The 14,151-nt window shown below is 56.7% G+C and carries 14 protein-coding genes; 9 read left to right on the plus strand and 5 right to left on the minus strand.

Annotated features, from left to right (window positions below; all coding sequences use genetic code 11):
* Nucleotides 1–258: 258 nt before the first annotated feature.
* The 3 genes from KA369_00650 (at nt 259) to KA369_00660 (ending at nt 3,237) form a co-directional block, all read left to right on the plus strand.
* Nucleotides 259–2,292: a ribonucleoside triphosphate reductase gene (locus KA369_00650; protein MBP7734455.1), complete on the plus strand. Its 2,034-nt coding sequence runs from the start codon at nt 259–261 to the stop codon at nt 2,290–2,292.
* A gap of 104 nt (nt 2,293–2,396) precedes the next feature.
* Complete coding sequence (locus KA369_00655; GenBank protein MBP7734456.1) at nt 2,397–2,561, plus strand: hypothetical protein; 165 nt, start codon at nt 2,397–2,399, stop codon at nt 2,559–2,561.
* Nucleotides 2,539–3,237: an anaerobic ribonucleoside-triphosphate reductase activating protein gene (locus KA369_00660; GenBank protein ID MBP7734457.1), complete on the plus strand. Its 699-nt coding sequence runs from the start codon at nt 2,539–2,541 to the stop codon at nt 3,235–3,237. The genes KA369_00655 and KA369_00660 overlap by 23 nt, the downstream gene beginning before the upstream one ends.
* A 33-nt stretch (nt 3,238–3,270) precedes the next feature.
* Here the strand turns inward: KA369_00660 and KA369_00665 are convergent, their stop codons facing one another.
* Entirely contained in the window at nt 3,271–4,746 is a 1,476-nt protein-coding gene (locus tag KA369_00665; GenBank protein ID MBP7734458.1) for a hypothetical protein, read from the minus strand.
* Nucleotides 4,743–5,117: an SCP2 sterol-binding domain-containing protein gene (locus KA369_00670; GenBank protein MBP7734459.1), complete on the minus strand. Its 375-nt coding sequence runs from the start codon at nt 5,115–5,117 to the stop codon at nt 4,743–4,745. The genes KA369_00665 and KA369_00670 overlap by 4 nt, the downstream gene beginning before the upstream one ends.
* Nucleotides 5,118–5,433: 316 nt before the next feature.
* Between KA369_00670 and KA369_00675 the strand changes: the two genes are divergently transcribed.
* From KA369_00675 to KA369_00695, 5 genes are all read left to right on the plus strand, one after another.
* Complete coding sequence (locus KA369_00675; GenBank protein ID MBP7734460.1) at nt 5,434–6,159, plus strand: enoyl-CoA hydratase/isomerase family protein; 726 nt, start codon at nt 5,434–5,436, stop codon at nt 6,157–6,159.
* Nucleotides 6,160–6,209: 50 nt separating this feature from the next.
* Complete coding sequence (locus KA369_00680) at nt 6,210–6,812, plus strand: TetR/AcrR family transcriptional regulator (protein ID MBP7734461.1); 603 nt, start codon at nt 6,210–6,212, stop codon at nt 6,810–6,812.
* Nucleotides 6,813–6,851: 39 nt separating this feature from the next.
* The gene (locus tag KA369_00685) at nt 6,852–7,838 is read left to right on the plus strand and encodes a nitronate monooxygenase (protein MBP7734462.1); all 987 of its coding nucleotides are present in this window, start codon (nt 6,852–6,854) and stop codon (nt 7,836–7,838) included.
* Nucleotides 7,839–7,962: 124 nt separating this feature from the next.
* The gene (locus tag KA369_00690) at nt 7,963–9,000 is read left to right on the plus strand and encodes a nitronate monooxygenase (protein ID MBP7734463.1); all 1,038 of its coding nucleotides are present in this window, start codon (nt 7,963–7,965) and stop codon (nt 8,998–9,000) included.
* A gap of 32 nt (nt 9,001–9,032) precedes the next feature.
* On the plus strand, nt 9,033–11,036 hold the full coding sequence (locus KA369_00695) for an FAD-dependent oxidoreductase (GenBank protein ID MBP7734464.1): 2,004 nt from the start codon (nt 9,033–9,035) through the stop codon (nt 11,034–11,036).
* Nucleotides 11,037–11,041: 5 nt separating this feature from the next.
* Here the strand turns inward: KA369_00695 and KA369_00700 are convergent, their stop codons facing one another.
* Entirely contained in the window at nt 11,042–11,443 is a 402-nt protein-coding gene (locus KA369_00700) for a hypothetical protein (GenBank protein ID MBP7734465.1), read from the minus strand.
* A gap of 308 nt (nt 11,444–11,751) precedes the next feature.
* On the opposite strand from KA369_00700, the gene KA369_00705 reads away from it, so the two are divergent.
* On the plus strand, nt 11,752–12,729 hold the full coding sequence (locus KA369_00705; protein ID MBP7734466.1) for an RluA family pseudouridine synthase: 978 nt from the start codon (nt 11,752–11,754) through the stop codon (nt 12,727–12,729).
* On the opposite strand, the gene KA369_00710 is transcribed toward KA369_00705, so the two are convergent.
* Both KA369_00710 and KA369_00715 read right to left on the minus strand, forming a co-directional pair.
* Nucleotides 12,720–13,163, minus strand: a complete 444-nt coding sequence (locus KA369_00710; protein ID MBP7734467.1) for a pyridoxamine 5'-phosphate oxidase family protein — start codon at nt 13,161–13,163, stop codon at nt 12,720–12,722. The two genes, KA369_00705 and KA369_00710, sit on opposite strands and share 10 nt — an antisense overlap.
* Nucleotides 13,156–14,106 (minus strand): DUF523 and DUF1722 domain-containing protein, encoded by a 951-nt coding sequence (locus KA369_00715; protein MBP7734468.1) that lies wholly within the window; start codon nt 14,104–14,106, stop codon nt 13,156–13,158. The genes KA369_00710 and KA369_00715 overlap by 8 nt, the downstream gene beginning before the upstream one ends.
* Between the last annotated feature and the right edge of the window lie 45 nt (nt 14,107–14,151).

A 14,151-nucleotide genomic window follows, 5' to 3' on the forward strand; every position in this document is an offset into this window, starting at 1 on the left:
AATGTCAAATATTTAACACAGGTTTATTTTTTGATCAGATCTGTCATCATCGCCATGAATTACAAAAATTTTTTATGGCGACATAATATTTTTAATTGACTTTTTATTATGAGCGGCTATATAAGATTAATAGCAAATTAACTATATTATGTTACATTAGATCATCTCTTCCCGAGACGAGATTTTTTTCATTGTTTTTCCATATTTATTTTATTTTGTACATACAAATTAAATCGTATTTAATTCCGGAGATTCTACATGGCTGACGGTACACAATCCAATTTCATACGAAAACGGGATGGAAGGATAGTCCCTTTCAATCCTGAAAAGATAACCGGCGCCATTTACAAAGCCGCCCAGGCGGTAGGCGGCAGCGACCGCACCACCGCCCAGGCCATCTCCGACTCCATAATTGGCATTCTGACCATCATCTATAAGGACGGCCGTATCCCCACGGTGGAGAATGTCCAGGACCTGGTCGAAAAAATGCTCATCGAGCGGGGCCACGCCAAGGTCGCCAAGGCCTACATCCTCTACCGGGAGCAGCACCGGAAGATCCGCGAAGGCAAAAGCCTCCTCACCGAGGGACTGGAACTCATAGAAAGCTACCTGGACCGCTCCGACTGGCGGGTCAACGAGAACAGCAACATGAGCTATTCCCTCCAGGGGCTCAACAACCATATCGCCACCGCAGTAACCGCCAAGTACTGGCTTGAGCGCATATACCCGCCGGAGATCCGAAACGCCCATGTCAACTGCGATTTCCATATCCACGACCTGGGGCTCCTCTCAGCCTACTGCGTGGGATGGGATCTGCGGGACCTCCTGATACGGGGATTCGGCGGCGTCGCCGGCAAGGTGGAGAGCAGGCCGGCCAAGCATTTCCGCAGCGCCCTGGGCCACGTGGTAAATTTTTTCTACACCCTGCAGGGCGAATCGGCCGGCGCCCAGGCCTTCGCCAACTTCGATACCTACCTGGCCCCCTTCATCTGGTACGACAAGCTTTCCTACAATGAAGTCAAGCAGTGTCTTCAAGAGTTCATCTTCAACATGAACATACCCACCAGGGTTGGGTTTCAGACGCCCTTCACCAACGTGACCCTGGACCTCACGGTGCCGTCCAACATCGCCGGCGAATACGTCATCATCGGCGGCGAGGCCAGGGAAAAGACCTACGGCGAGTTCCAGGACGAGATGGACATGTTCAACATCGCCTTCGCCGAGGCCATGTCGGAGGGGGACGCCAAGAACAGGATATTCACCTTCCCCATCCCCACCTACAACATAAGCAGGGATTTCGACTGGGACAACGCCAAGCTCGACCCGATGTGGGAGATGACCGCGAAGTACGGCATTCCCTACTTCGCCAACTTCATCAATTCCGACATGGACCCGGAAGACGCGCGCTCCATGTGCTGCCGCCTGCGCCTCGACAACCGTGAGCTCCGCAAGCGGGGCGGCGGCCTCTTCGGCGCCAACCCCCTCACCGGGAGCATCGGCGTGGTCACCATCAACCTGCCGCGCGTCGCCTATTCCTCGAAGAACGAGGGCGATTTCTTCGAGTCCCTTGAGCGCCTCATGGTCCTGGCGAAGAACTCCCTGGAGATCAAGCGCAAGGCCCTGGAGAATTTCACGGAGAACAACCTCTACCCGTACACAAAGCACTACCTCTCCGCCATCTACGAGCGGAGCAAGAAATACTGGATCAACCACTTCTCCACCATCGGCCTCATCGGCATGAACGAGACGTGCCTCAACATGCTCAACACGGACATCGCCACCATCGAGGGGAAGGAGTTCGCGCTGAAGGTCCTCGACTTCATGCGCAACCGCATCATGCAGTTCCAGGAGGAGACCGGCAATTTCTACAATCTCGAAGCGACGCCGGCGGAGGGCGTGAGCTACCGCTTCGCCATGCACGACCGGAAGCTCTTCAACGACATCAAGACTTCGGGAACACGGGAGCCCTACTACACCAATTCCGTCCATCTGCCGGTGGGGCACACCGACGACCTTTTCGACGTCCTCGACCACCAGGACGAGCTCCAGACGAAATTCACCGGCGGAACGGTTGTTCACCTGTTTCTCGGCGAAAAGATCAACGATATCGGATCGGTCAAGATGCTGGTGAAGAAGATAGCCGAGAACTACTCGCTGCCCTATTTCACCATTACGCCCACCTTCAGCGTATGCCCGGTTCACGGGTATATCCCGGGGGCGCATAAATTCTGTCCCTACGACCATTCCCAGGACGAGCTTATTGAACACGGTATTGAAGTTGACGGCGCCTAATGCCGATATATAAACCAGGGAATCCGACATAATTCAGATCCCTGGAGCCTTTCCCTCCCCGTTCGGGAGGAGGTTATTTTTAATTCATATGTGGGAGATGTGCGATGAACAAAAAAGAATTAAAGGTTCCGGTTGAAGTCTATTCGCGCGTAGTAGGTTATTTCAGGCCTGTGAACCAGTGGAACAAGGGAAAGCAGGAAGAATTCCGCGAAAGAAAGGTCTACCACGTAGAACAGGCGCCGGTCTATGAATATCAGAGGAATATATAAGACATCGCTGATCGACTACCCCGGGAAGATCAGCGCCGTCCTCTTTACCGGCGGATGCAACCTGCGGTGCCGGTACTGTCACAACCCGGACCTTGCCGGCAACTGGCAGGAGATGGCCCACTCGACCGACGAGGAGGCAATTGACCTCCTCAGGAAGAGGAAGAACCTCATCGACGGCGTCACCATTTCCGGCGGGGAGCCCACTCTTTCGAAAGACCTTTTTTCCTTCGTGGAAAAGATAAAAGAGCTCCAGCTGGCGGTAAAGCTTGACTCCAACGGCCTTCAGCCGGAGGTCCTCCGGAATCTCATAGCCGGCGGCCTCCTTGATTACGCGGCCATTGACATCAAGACCTCCCCCGAAAAGTACAGGGTCCTGACAAACTCGGACGTCGATTTCAGCTGCATCGCCCGGAGCATCGACATTCTGAGGGCCAGCGGGATCGACTACGAGGTGCGCACGACCTGCGTGCCCGCCTATGTCACCATGGATGACCTGACGAGCATCAGGGACGCCATCGGCAGGGTGAAAAAATATTTCCTCCAGCAGTTCCAGAGGGAGACGCGGCTCCTGGACCGGTCGTGGGAGATTATCGAGCCGTACCCTGTTGACACGCTTCGCCGGTTCAGGGAATTCATCCTCACCTTTGCGGATCGGTGCGAGATCCGGGGCATCTGAAAGACCGGCTGCCCCGCGGCACGGGCATTACGATTATGCCCTGCTCATGTCGGAGAGGCCCTTGCTGATTTTCACGTGGGTTTCGCTCCATGCTTCCTTCAGGATTTCCAGCTTCTTCCCCAGAACCCCGCTTTTGTCCAGCGGGCTATTGACAACTTTATATGATGTATCCACAAGGGCGCTCCTGACAGCGGCGCTTGTGATCTTTACCGATTCTATCAGGTCCCGGGCCAGTTGCCGCGAGATAAACTGCTGGGAGCCCTTCCGGTCCGTGGTCTTGTTCTTCGGGTGTTCCGATATGTCAAGGGCGGACGCGTACAGCTTTACGAACTGCCGCACGGCGGGGACCATGACCATCATGGGATCAAGGAGCCTGAACGAGGGCAATCCCTTCTGAAATTCCTTGTTTAAAAAATCGAAGACCAGGATCAGGGAGTTCCGGGCATACTCGGAAACGAACTTGAGGGAAATGTTGAAGGTGCCCGGAGAGTGAAAGAGGTATCGATCCCTTTCCTCCATGACGAGGTCCACGGGTGAAACGGCCGGATGATGGATCGGCTTTTCAAGGGGGTCCCCCATATAGCACAGGTCCTCCAGGATACTCACGATGTCCTGGGTCTTCTCCTGGGCCTTGCCCGCCCTGTCTTTCTCCATGGATCGTATCGCATCTAGGGCGCCCTTGGACGTGCCGGTATATTGCCTGGACAGCTCCTTGAGGCTCCAGTCGCTGATGATCCCATCAATAATGATGCTGAACTTTTCCGGTGTCATGTTCCGCGAGTGCGTAATGATGCCCTTGAGACCCATCTGATGAAGCATCTCCATGACCAGGTTCACGATCTCCTTGGCGGCCATGGGCTTGCGATTTATTTTTATATTCATCTCGAGGCAATAGCCGAGGCTTGCCTTGAAGTTCATGAAGGCCTCGCCGCTCGTCTCGAAGGTATTGTCCCGGGAAATGAGACCGCCCATGATGGAGTTGATCCGGTGAAAAAGATAAATGTCATTCACCTCGTTCAGAAAGGCCCGCAGCAACGGTTCCGCACTGTAAAAGAACGTTTTTTCCCATATCCTCAGGTCCTCTTCAAGCCTCATGGCATGGGTGTTGACTTTCCGCGAATGCCCCGTTGACGCGTATTTCGGATTCTCTTCCTGGTTTTTCTTCTCCTGGTCGGCCATTTCCTTGCGCAGGGCGTCAATCATAACGGAAAGCCTGTATTTTTCCAGGTAACTCTCGTTGAAAAAAACCAGTATCTCCTGATAGGCATAGGTCTCGCCCCCCTTGGCGCTGGCAAAGGCCCGTGTCATCCGGTAATACTGCTCCACCTCTCCCGTCATTTCCGACAGATACTTTCTTATGACGACATCGCCTGCCCTGGTTCCCTTGTCGTACGACAGCTCGGCCAGCCGGTTGATGATATCCAGCAGCTTGTCCCGCTTTTCATCCGCCGACCTGACCTTTCCGCTCAGGTAGGCGCCGGCATGGTAGGTGTCGCCTGACTGTCTCATTTTTTCCCGGATAATGACATCATCTCTTTCATGACCCCGGTGAAAGCCAGGGCGAGGTTGGCGTCTCCCTGGAGCTTCAGGGAGCCGTTCTGGAGGGCGCCCATGAAAGCCTTGTTGTCACCGGAAGCCATGACCTTGAACGCCGTGGCTGCGTCTTTCCAGATCAACGAAATTTCTGCGCCGGGGAAATCCCCGCCGCTTGAAATGACATCCCCATCTTTAAAGGTAAAGAAACGTCCCCTCTTTCCGTCCTCGGTCCTTATGACGAGGGTATAGTTCTTTTCCATAAGCTTCTTTTTAAATTCCGGATATTTTTTCGCGGCCTTTTTTAATTTGGTTTTTAGAATGAACAGCAACAGTGAAAAACGCATACCAGTCTCCTTACTATTTATAATAACCATAGGCGACCCCTCGGTCTACCGTTTCCATTCTGGTTTTTGTGAAAAATTTAATCAAGTTTATTCAAGTTTAAATATGAAAAAAAGCTCTATTTCCACCCAAAACCGCCATCCGCCAAGGAACTTCCCGGCGGGGGGGCCAAACCTGAGGCCATGCGTGAAAAAAAAATTTATCTTTTTCCTTGACTACCAAACATAACATTGTTACGTTTGGCTTAATTAAGCCTATGGGCCAACGGTTCAAACACCGCCATAACAACGTACAACTTCACCATAAAGGAGGACCCCCATGTCAATCGTATCCTGGTCAAAAGATGAAAATGTCGCCATCATATCCATGAACAACGGCGAAAACAGGCAGAACCTCGACTTCGCCATAGCGATGAACAAGGCCATTGACGAGATAGTAGCCGATACCTCAGTACAGGCCCTGATCCTCACTTCGAGCGATGAAAAGAATTTTTCCCAGGGGGTCGATGTCGCGTGGATGGGCCCGCTGTACATGAAGAAAGACTTTCAGCCGATCAAAGACTTCATGTACAAGATGAATGACGTGTTTAAAAAACTGATGCTCTCCCCCATGCCGACCATAGCGGCCATCAACGGCCACGCCTTCGGGAACGGCGCCATCATATCCTGCGCCTGCGACTTCAGGTTCATGCGCGCTGACAAGGGCTTTTTCTGCTTCCCCGAGGTGAACGTGGGAATCCCCCTCCTCTACGGCATGAACGCCTTTGTGAAAAAGGCCGTTCCGATTACCAAGCTCGTGGAGATGCAGTTCGGCGGAAACCGGTACGGCGCCTCCGAGCTGGAGCAGTTCAACATCATAAAGAAGGCCTGCGCGAACCATGAAGAGCTGATGAAGGAGAGCCTGGCCTTCGCCAGGACCTTCCAGAAGAAGCGCGGCATCCTGGGCGAGATGAAAAAGCGCATGTACAAGGACGTCATCGATGTCATGGACGCCATGGACGCGAAGTTCTCCATCGAGCCGGTCTTCCTCATGATCCCGGATTAATACCCGGTGAAAGAACGAAAGGGCCGGGCACACCGGCCGCGGAATAGACCATGAGAAAGAACAACAGGGAGCGAATCCTCAAAACGGCCCGGCAGCTCCTCCCCCGCTACGGCTATAACGGCATCTCCATACGCGCCATCGCGGAGAAGGCAAAGCTCACCACCGGCGCCATCTACTTCCACTTCAAGGACAAGATGGACATCTACAAGACCATCTGCTTTGAGGCCATCGACATTCTCGCAGGCAATTTCCGCGGACGTATGGATAGCAGGAAGACCCCGAGCCAGAAGCTCATTTCAATCTACGATTCGTATATCGACTTCTTTTATAACTACCGTGATCACTACAACATCCTGATGGAGTACAAGGCGCACTATGACCAGGACGTGAAGGACGACTACATCGAGGTGACGAAGAAGCTGAGCGAGATGTACGATCCGATGGAAGAGACGATCCGGGAGGGCATGCAGGACGGCTCGTTCAGGGCCATCGACCCCCGCATGCTCTCGGTGCTCCTGATGGCCGTGACCGAGGGGATGCTGCAGCTCAAAAAGCTGGGGATTTTCGACTACATGAAAATCACCGACAGCGATTTCAGGAAGTTCATGGGTGACACCATCGGAAGGGGCATCATAAGCGATCGGACCAAATGAAGGGGACTTGCAATCATTACAAGAAGCACAGGAGTGTTGATGATGAAAACAAAAATAACCGAAATGTTCGGAATCGAATACCCGATCATCTGCGGCGCCATGATGTGGCTGTGCAAGCCGAAGCTCTGCGCCGCGGTGTCGAACGCCGGAGGCCTGGGAAACCTCACGGCCGGGAACTATGAGAACGAGGAGCAGTTCCGCGAGGCTATCCGGGAGACACGGAAGCTCACGGACAGACCCTTCATGGTCAACGTGACCATTCTCCCCTCGGTGCATATTACCGCCGAGCACCACAAGATGTACCTGCGGGTCTGCGCAGAGGAAAAGGTGGCGGGCCTCGAGATATCCGGCACGCCCCTGGACAAGGCCGCCGGCAAGGATTACATCGAGATGCTCAGGAAGGCGGGCGTGAGGCTCTTCCACAAGGTTGGATCCGTGCGCCACGCCGTGCACGCGGAGAAGATCGGCTACGACGGCATCTACGCCGCCGGCATCGAGGAAGGGGGCCATCCCCTGAACGATGACGTGACCACCATGGTGCTCACGCCGCGCATCGCCGAGGCGGTAAAGATCCCCGTGGTGACCGTGGGCGGCGTCGCCAACGGACGCACCATGGCCGCGGCCCTCGCCCTGGGAGCCCAGGGCGTGATGATGGCTACCCGCTTCGTCGCCACGAAGGAGTGCGAGGTCCACGACAACATCAAGCAGGAGATCGTCCGGCGCCAGGAAAACGAGACGACCCTGATCTGCAAATCCATCGGCCTGCAGGGAAGGGCCATCAAAAACAAGCTGGCCGAGGACGTCCTGTCCCTGGAAGCGCAGCACGCCGGCCTAGATAAGCTCATCCCCCTCATGTCGGGAAAGCGCGTCAAGGAAGCCTGGGAGACCGGGAACGTCGATATCGCTCCGATGATGATGGGCCAGTCGGTGGGACTGGTGAAGGACATCCCCACCTGCAAGGAGCTCATCCAGCGCATGGCGGCCGAAGCGAAAGAGGAGATCGAGCGGGTAAGGAAGATTTTCTGAATAATCTCCCCTCCCTTGATGGGAGGGGCCGGGGGAGGGTGAGTGACCCAACACCCCCTCCTCGTTCCTCCCCCATCAAGGGGGAGGATGTAATATTGCAACTAAAATCAAACCAGGAGAATATATCATGCAAACGAGAATCACGAAGCTTTTCGGAATCAAATATCCGATCATCCTGCCGGGAATGAGCTGGATCAGCGTGCCCGAGCTGGTGGCGGCGGTCTGCAACGCCGGCGGCATCGGCTGGCTCGCCACCGGACCGCTCAACACCGATCAGACCAGGGAATCGATCAAGAAGATCCGCAAGCTTACGAACAAGCCCTTCGGCGCCGGCGCGACCCTGCTCATGCCGGGAGCGCGGGAGAACGCCGAGGTCCTCCTCGAGGAGCAGGTCCCGGTCATCAACGTGTCCCTCGGGAAATGTGACTGGATCGCCCAGCGCGCCCACAAGTACGGCGGCAAGGTCATCGCCACGGTGACGACGGAGAAGCACGCCCTCGCGGCGGAAAAACAGGGCGCGGACGCCCTGCAGGTGACCGGGAACGAGGCAGCGGCCCACGGCAGCCAGGTGACCACTCTGGTCCTTACTCCGGCCATTGCGAAGATCGTGAAGATACCGGTGGTATCCATCGGCGGGTACGCCGACGGTCACGGACTGGCCGCGGCCCTGGCCCTGGGAGCCGACGCCATCGGCATGGGCACGCGCCTTTCAATGACAAAGGAAAGCCCGGTCCACGAGACCACCAAGAAGGCCCAGCTGGAAGCGAGCATCGACGACACCATCTATTCAAACCGCTTTGACGGGCTCTACTGCCGCGTGCTCAAGACGCCCCAGGCGGAGAAATCGATCAAGCAGGGCATCAACCTGTTCAGGGCCATGGTCGCGGGACCGCGGATCGCGAAGGAGATGAAGCTGCCGCTGTTCAAGCTCATGCTGGGGATGCTGGCCCAGCCGGAAAACATGATGAAGCTCGCCCACATGGCCACGGCCTTCGACAAGATCAAATGGGCCACCGAGAAAGGCGACCTGAAATACGGCGTGCACCTGACCGGCCAGATACAGGGACTCATCAACGATCTCCCCACGGTCAAGGAAGTCATCGAGCAGACCGTCAAGGAAGCTAAAGAAGTATATAAAAAAATGGGAACACAATTGAAATAACCTTTCACACGGCAGACCATTAAGGAGGATGTATGTTTGACAATCTTTTCAGCCCCATCACCATCAACAAGACCGTTATAAAGAACCGGATAGCCTACCCGTCCCTGGGACTCATGTATTCCTACGACGGGAACCTGAACGACAGATATTTCAATTTTTATGTCGAGCGCGCCCGCGGGGGCGCCGGCATTGTCACCGTGGGGCCAGTCGGTTTCGATGTGGTCGGGAGCGGAAAGGTGATCCTGGTCCTCGATTCCGACGACAAGATACCGGCCTACGCCAAACTCGCATCCGCCATCAAACAGGAGGGCTCCCGCTCGTGGATACAGCTCTTCCACGCCGGCGCCTATTCCTACTCGAAGTTCATGGGAGGGCCCGACCCGATTGCTCCCTCCCCGATTTATTCCAAGTATTCAAAGCTCGTGCCGCGCGAGATGACGATCGAAGACATCACGGTGGCCCAGGAAGGGTTCGTGGAGGCCGCCCGCCGCGCCAAGGAGGCCGGCTTCGACGGGGTGGAGCTCATCGGCTCGGCCGGGTACCTGATCACGCAGTTCCTCTCGCCCCTGAAGAACCAGCGCACGGACCGGTATGGCGGAAGCTTCGAGAACCGGACCCGCTTTCCGCGCGAGATCCTTGAGATGATGCGTGCGAAACTCGGCCCGGACTACCCGATATCCGTCCGCATGGCGGGCAACGATTTCGTGCCAGGGAGCAACACCAGCTCGGAAACGCCGGCGATCGCGAAGATGTACGAGCAGGCCGGCGTGGACATGCTCAGCGTTACCGGCGGCTGGCATGAGGCGACCATTCCCCAGCTTCCCATGGACGCGCCCCGGTCCGTGTTCTCCTACCTCGCCATGAATGTCAAACGGGAGGTTTCTGTGCCGATAAGCGCATCGAACCGCATATCCGATCCCTACTCTGCCGAGCAGCTTTTGAAAGACGGGTGCTGCGACATCATAAACCTGGGACGGGTGCTCATCGCCGATCCCTACTGGCCGAAGAAGGCCGAGGATGGCCTGGTGGACGAGATCAGGCCCTGCGTGGCCTGCAACCAGGGCTGCACGGACAGCATCTTCAGCGGCAAGGCGATTTTCTGCATCGCCAACGCCAGGGCCGGTTACGAGGGCGAGCGCGCCATCGCGAAGACCTCGTCACCGAAAAAGGTGATGGTCATCGGATCGGGTCCCGGCGGCCTGGAGGCAGCGGCCTGCGCGGCCGAGGCGGGCCACACGGTGGAGCTCTACGAGAAGGCTGACCGGATCGGCGGCCAGCTCTGGATAGCCGGTACGCCGCCCCACAAGCATGAGCTATGGGAGCTCATCGCCTACTACGACGCCATGCTGGACAAGTACGATATCGAGGTGAACCTCGGTCAGGAAGTGACCGTGGATTTAATAAAAGAGAAAAAACCGGACCATGTCATCGTGGCCGAAGGAGCGGAGCCGCTGAAGCCCCGCATCGACGGCATCGACGACCCAAAGGTGGTCTCGGCCTGGGACGTGCTGACCGACGACCCGATGCTCGGGACCAACATCGCCGTCATCGGCGGCGGGGCCGTGGGCCTGGAGACCGCCGAGTTCCTGGCGGTCAAGGGCACCCTCACGCCGGAGGCGATGCATTTTCTCTTCATGTACGAAGGTGAAACGACCGAGCGGCTCCGCGAGCTGTGCACCCGCGGCACGAAGAAGATCACCGTCTTCGAGATGCTGCCCAAGGCCGCGGCGGAGGTGGGCCGGTCAACGCGGTGGGTCCTCATGAACGGCGTGAAGCGCTACGGGATCGAAGTCATAACAGGCGCCAAGGTCACGTCGCTGAAAGGCGGCACGGTCGTGTACGAGCACGGCGGCGCGACCGAATCCCGCCGGTTCGACACCATCGTGAACGCGGTGGGCTCGCGGTCGGTGCGGAAGGTAGCGGACGCCCTCGCCTCGACCGGCATCCCCTGCACGGTCATAGGGGATGGGGACAAGCCGGCCCGGATCGACAAGGCGATCCATGACGCCTTCCTGGCGGTCATGAACCTGAAATAGCCGTCCTATTCATAGGCCTGGTACACGACATAGAGGGCGGCGGCTATAACGAGCTCCACGGAAAGGACGAGAATCCAGACCGAAAAGAAGGGGCGGAAGTGAACGCCGCCGCTGCCGATCGACAGGCCCCATACGAACTTGGAGAGGATTATCCGCAGCACCCAGAAGAAGAACACGACGATGCTTGCCGTGGCGATGGCTTTCTTCCGGGCAAAGGTGATGAGGCCGATGATCATGATGATCCCGCATATCAGCTCGACAACGCCGAATATGATCTCAAGGTTGTAATTGTCGTTCAGGGAGAAGACGCTTTCCTGGAGATGCGGAATGACCCCGATGATCCCCAGTACGATGAAGAACAGGCCCAGCGCGAGCCTCATGATCTTGACGGATACAACTCTGTTCATGGTGCCTCCAGATTGTGTGATTGATGGACTGCTTGATCCTGACGTATGATGTCTGTTTATTGCTTTTTCCGTTGAATAATGTGCCATAGACTCAATAAAATGCACAAGCTTTTTTTATAATAATAGATGGAGGCTCACGGCAGCAGTCGTAAATAGGGGGGCATGGGCCATACCGCTCGTCCGCCTCGTATAACATCCATGTTGACTCGGCGGAATCGGCAACGTCCATGTCGCCTGCTCGCTGGGATGGCCCATGCCCCCTCTAAAATTAAACTGCTACCGGACTCACCGCCACGGATATCGATACCATGCCGGAAGAAACAACCCTTTCATCACGGATCACGCAGAATAGCGCGGGCCAACGGCTCATAGACTTTCTCTGCGGTCGTTTCAAGTACCACGGCCGCGACCGGTGGATAGAAATCATCACCGAAGGCCTTGTGACCGTCAACGGAGCTTCCTCCGATCCCGGCTATGCCCTTAAAAAGAATGACACGGTCTCCTATACGGTCGTTCTGCGGGAGCCTCCCGTCGACAGCGCCATCGCGATCATTCATGAGGAAGAGTCCTTTCTGGTGGCAACCAAGCCGGGAAACCTTCCCTCTCACGCCGACGGCAACTTCATCAAGAACACCTTCATTTACATTCTCCGGCAGCGCATGGCCGGCGGGGGATACAGCGGCCCGGTCAAGCTGGCGCACCGTCTGGACAGGGAGACAAGCGGCATCATGGTGGTGGGGAAGACCGACAGGGCCCATCGGAACCTGGCGAGCCAGTTCGAGGAAGGAACGGTTGAAAAAGAATATCTCGCCGTTGTCCGCGGCCCTGTCTCAGAGGATTCATTCGAAGTGGGAGACGCCATAGGGACCGACGCAGGAAGCGCCATATCGATCAGGAAAAAGGTGGTCCCCCCCGGAACACCCGGCTCGCGCCCCGCCTTCACCCGCTTCGAGGTGATGGAGCGCTTCGCCGAGGCAACCCTGCTTCGCTGCCTGCCCGCAACGGGGCGCACCAACCAGATCAGGGTTCACCTGGACCACGCCGGCCATCCCCTTGTCGGCGACAAGCTCTACGGCAGGAGCGACGAGCAGTTCCTGGAATTCGTCCGGAGGGCCCGGGCCGGAAAGTTCGAACCCCTTCCCTGGATGGAGGCGCCGCGGCATCTCCTCCACGCGAGCAGGCTTTCCTTCTGCCATCCCCTTACCGGGGAGCGTCTCACCTTCTCCTCCCCCATGCCGGACGACATGGCGTTATACATGGAAAAAATCAGAAAACCTCAGGGGTGAAACACGGCCACATCGGTGAGCCCGTCAGCGAGGACATAGGCCCGCACGTCAATCTGGAAGATCGCCATCGCAGGCGATTTAAAAAAATCGGCCAGTCCCGGCAGGCGGTCCGCGTGGTCTTTCAGCCTTCTCGACTTATCCTCGCCGGCGAGCTCGCGAGCCTCTCCCATCGCGGTGATGGCAGCGGTCCGGCTGAAATCCTTCGGATTGCAGATCCTGCTGTCGATGGTGAGGGAGATGTTAGGGTTTTCCGCCAGGTTGCGGTACTTGGTCGTATCGTTCGGCGTGGCGAAAAATATCTTTTTCAGGTCGGGGGAATAGGAAAAAGCGACCAGGCTCCCGTAGGGCTGGCGGTCCGCGGCGGTCGCAAGCACCCCCGTCGCCTGCGATTCGATCATAAGCCGTATCTTGTTCTTCACCGCTTCTTCACGCATGGTTCCTCAGCTTGAGCTCCAACGGATGCGGATCGAGATAATACTGGCCGGCCAGGTATTGCTCCCCCTGTTTCCGCACATGGTGCCTGACAAGCGTAACCGGCACGATAAGGGGAACGAGTTCCCGGCGGTATTGACCGATCACCTCCACGAGCTCCTTTTTTTCATCGGCTCCCAGGCGGTCCTTGAAATAACCGGCCAGGTGCTCGAGAACATTCGCGTTTTTTTTCACCGTCGACCGGCTTCGGAGGGCTTCCATGAAGAGCTCCTCGTATCGGTCCCTGAAGTCCCCTCGGCTCATATCCCCGACCCGGGCCACCAGCTTTCCCAGCTCCTTCTGCTTCGCCGGGCTGTGCGCCATGAGGAGGTATTTGTGCCGGGCATGAAATTCAATGAGCACGGCCGCTCCCTTGGCGCGGGCGCATTCCTCCTTCCATCGGTCAAAAGCGAAAATCCGCACGATAAAGTTTTCCCGAAGGTTTATATCATGGAGCCTTCCTTCATCCTCCACCGGCATCCGGGGAAAGCGCTCCATAAAGGCACGCGCGAAAAGGCCCGCGCCGATTTTCCTTGAATGTCCCGCCCCGTCATACACCTTTACCCGCTCCATGCCGCTTGACGGGGACCCGCTCTTGAAAATGAAACCGCGCAGGTCCGCTTTTTCAAGCTCGTCAAGCTTCGCGCCTATCCAACGGTTCATCGGCCCTGTCATGTCCCTTCCCGTCTTCTGCGTTACCAGGCGGGGGGCCGAAGGGACGCCCGTGAGCCTCATTGCCTCGCGGGGAACTCCGAAACCGGCCTCATACTCAGGGCACACCGGAACGTATTCGACGAAGGTGCCCAGGGTATCAACGAGATAACGGTCCAGCTTGTGGCCGCCGTCATAGCGCACCCTTTCACCGAGGAGGCAGGAACTGATACCGACCCTGATCGTGGCGCCCATGGACTAAATATACTTCACCCGCAGGTCCATGACAATAAAATTCGT

The organism is Spirochaetota bacterium (assembly GCA_017999915.1).
Taxonomy (GTDB): Bacteria; Spirochaetota; UBA4802; order UBA4802; family UBA5550; genus RBG-16-49-21.

What these genes read in the sequence shown, in the direction of transcription:
- KA369_00685 (MBP7734462.1), top strand. Translation starts at nt 6,852, where the DNA reads ATGATGAAAACAAAAATAACCGAAATGTTCGGAATCGAATACCCGATC.
- KA369_00670 (MBP7734459.1), bottom strand. Translation starts at nt 5,117, where the DNA reads ATGCGTTTTTCACTGTTGCTGTTCATTCTAAAAACCAAATTAAAAAAG.
- KA369_00700 (MBP7734465.1), bottom strand. Translation starts at nt 11,443, where the DNA reads ATGAACAGAGTTGTATCCGTCAAGATCATGAGGCTCGCGCTGGGCCTG.
- KA369_00650 (MBP7734455.1), top strand. Translation starts at nt 259, where the DNA reads ATGGCTGACGGTACACAATCCAATTTCATACGAAAACGGGATGGAAGG.
- KA369_00675 (MBP7734460.1), top strand. Translation starts at nt 5,434, where the DNA reads ATGTCAATCGTATCCTGGTCAAAAGATGAAAATGTCGCCATCATATCC.
- KA369_00655 (MBP7734456.1), top strand. Translation starts at nt 2,397, where the DNA reads ATGAACAAAAAAGAATTAAAGGTTCCGGTTGAAGTCTATTCGCGCGTA.
- KA369_00705 (MBP7734466.1), top strand. Translation starts at nt 11,752, where the DNA reads ATGCCGGAAGAAACAACCCTTTCATCACGGATCACGCAGAATAGCGCG.
- KA369_00665 (MBP7734458.1), bottom strand. Translation starts at nt 4,746, where the DNA reads ATGAGACAGTCAGGCGACACCTACCATGCCGGCGCCTACCTGAGCGGA.
- KA369_00710 (MBP7734467.1), bottom strand. Translation starts at nt 13,163, where the DNA reads ATGCGTGAAGAAGCGGTGAAGAACAAGATACGGCTTATGATCGAATCG.
- KA369_00695 (MBP7734464.1), top strand. Translation starts at nt 9,033, where the DNA reads ATGTTTGACAATCTTTTCAGCCCCATCACCATCAACAAGACCGTTATA.
- KA369_00715 (MBP7734468.1), bottom strand. Translation starts at nt 14,106, where the DNA reads ATGGGCGCCACGATCAGGGTCGGTATCAGTTCCTGCCTCCTCGGTGAA.
- KA369_00680 (MBP7734461.1), top strand. Translation starts at nt 6,210, where the DNA reads ATGAGAAAGAACAACAGGGAGCGAATCCTCAAAACGGCCCGGCAGCTC.
- KA369_00660 (MBP7734457.1), top strand. Translation starts at nt 2,539, where the DNA reads ATGAATATCAGAGGAATATATAAGACATCGCTGATCGACTACCCCGGG.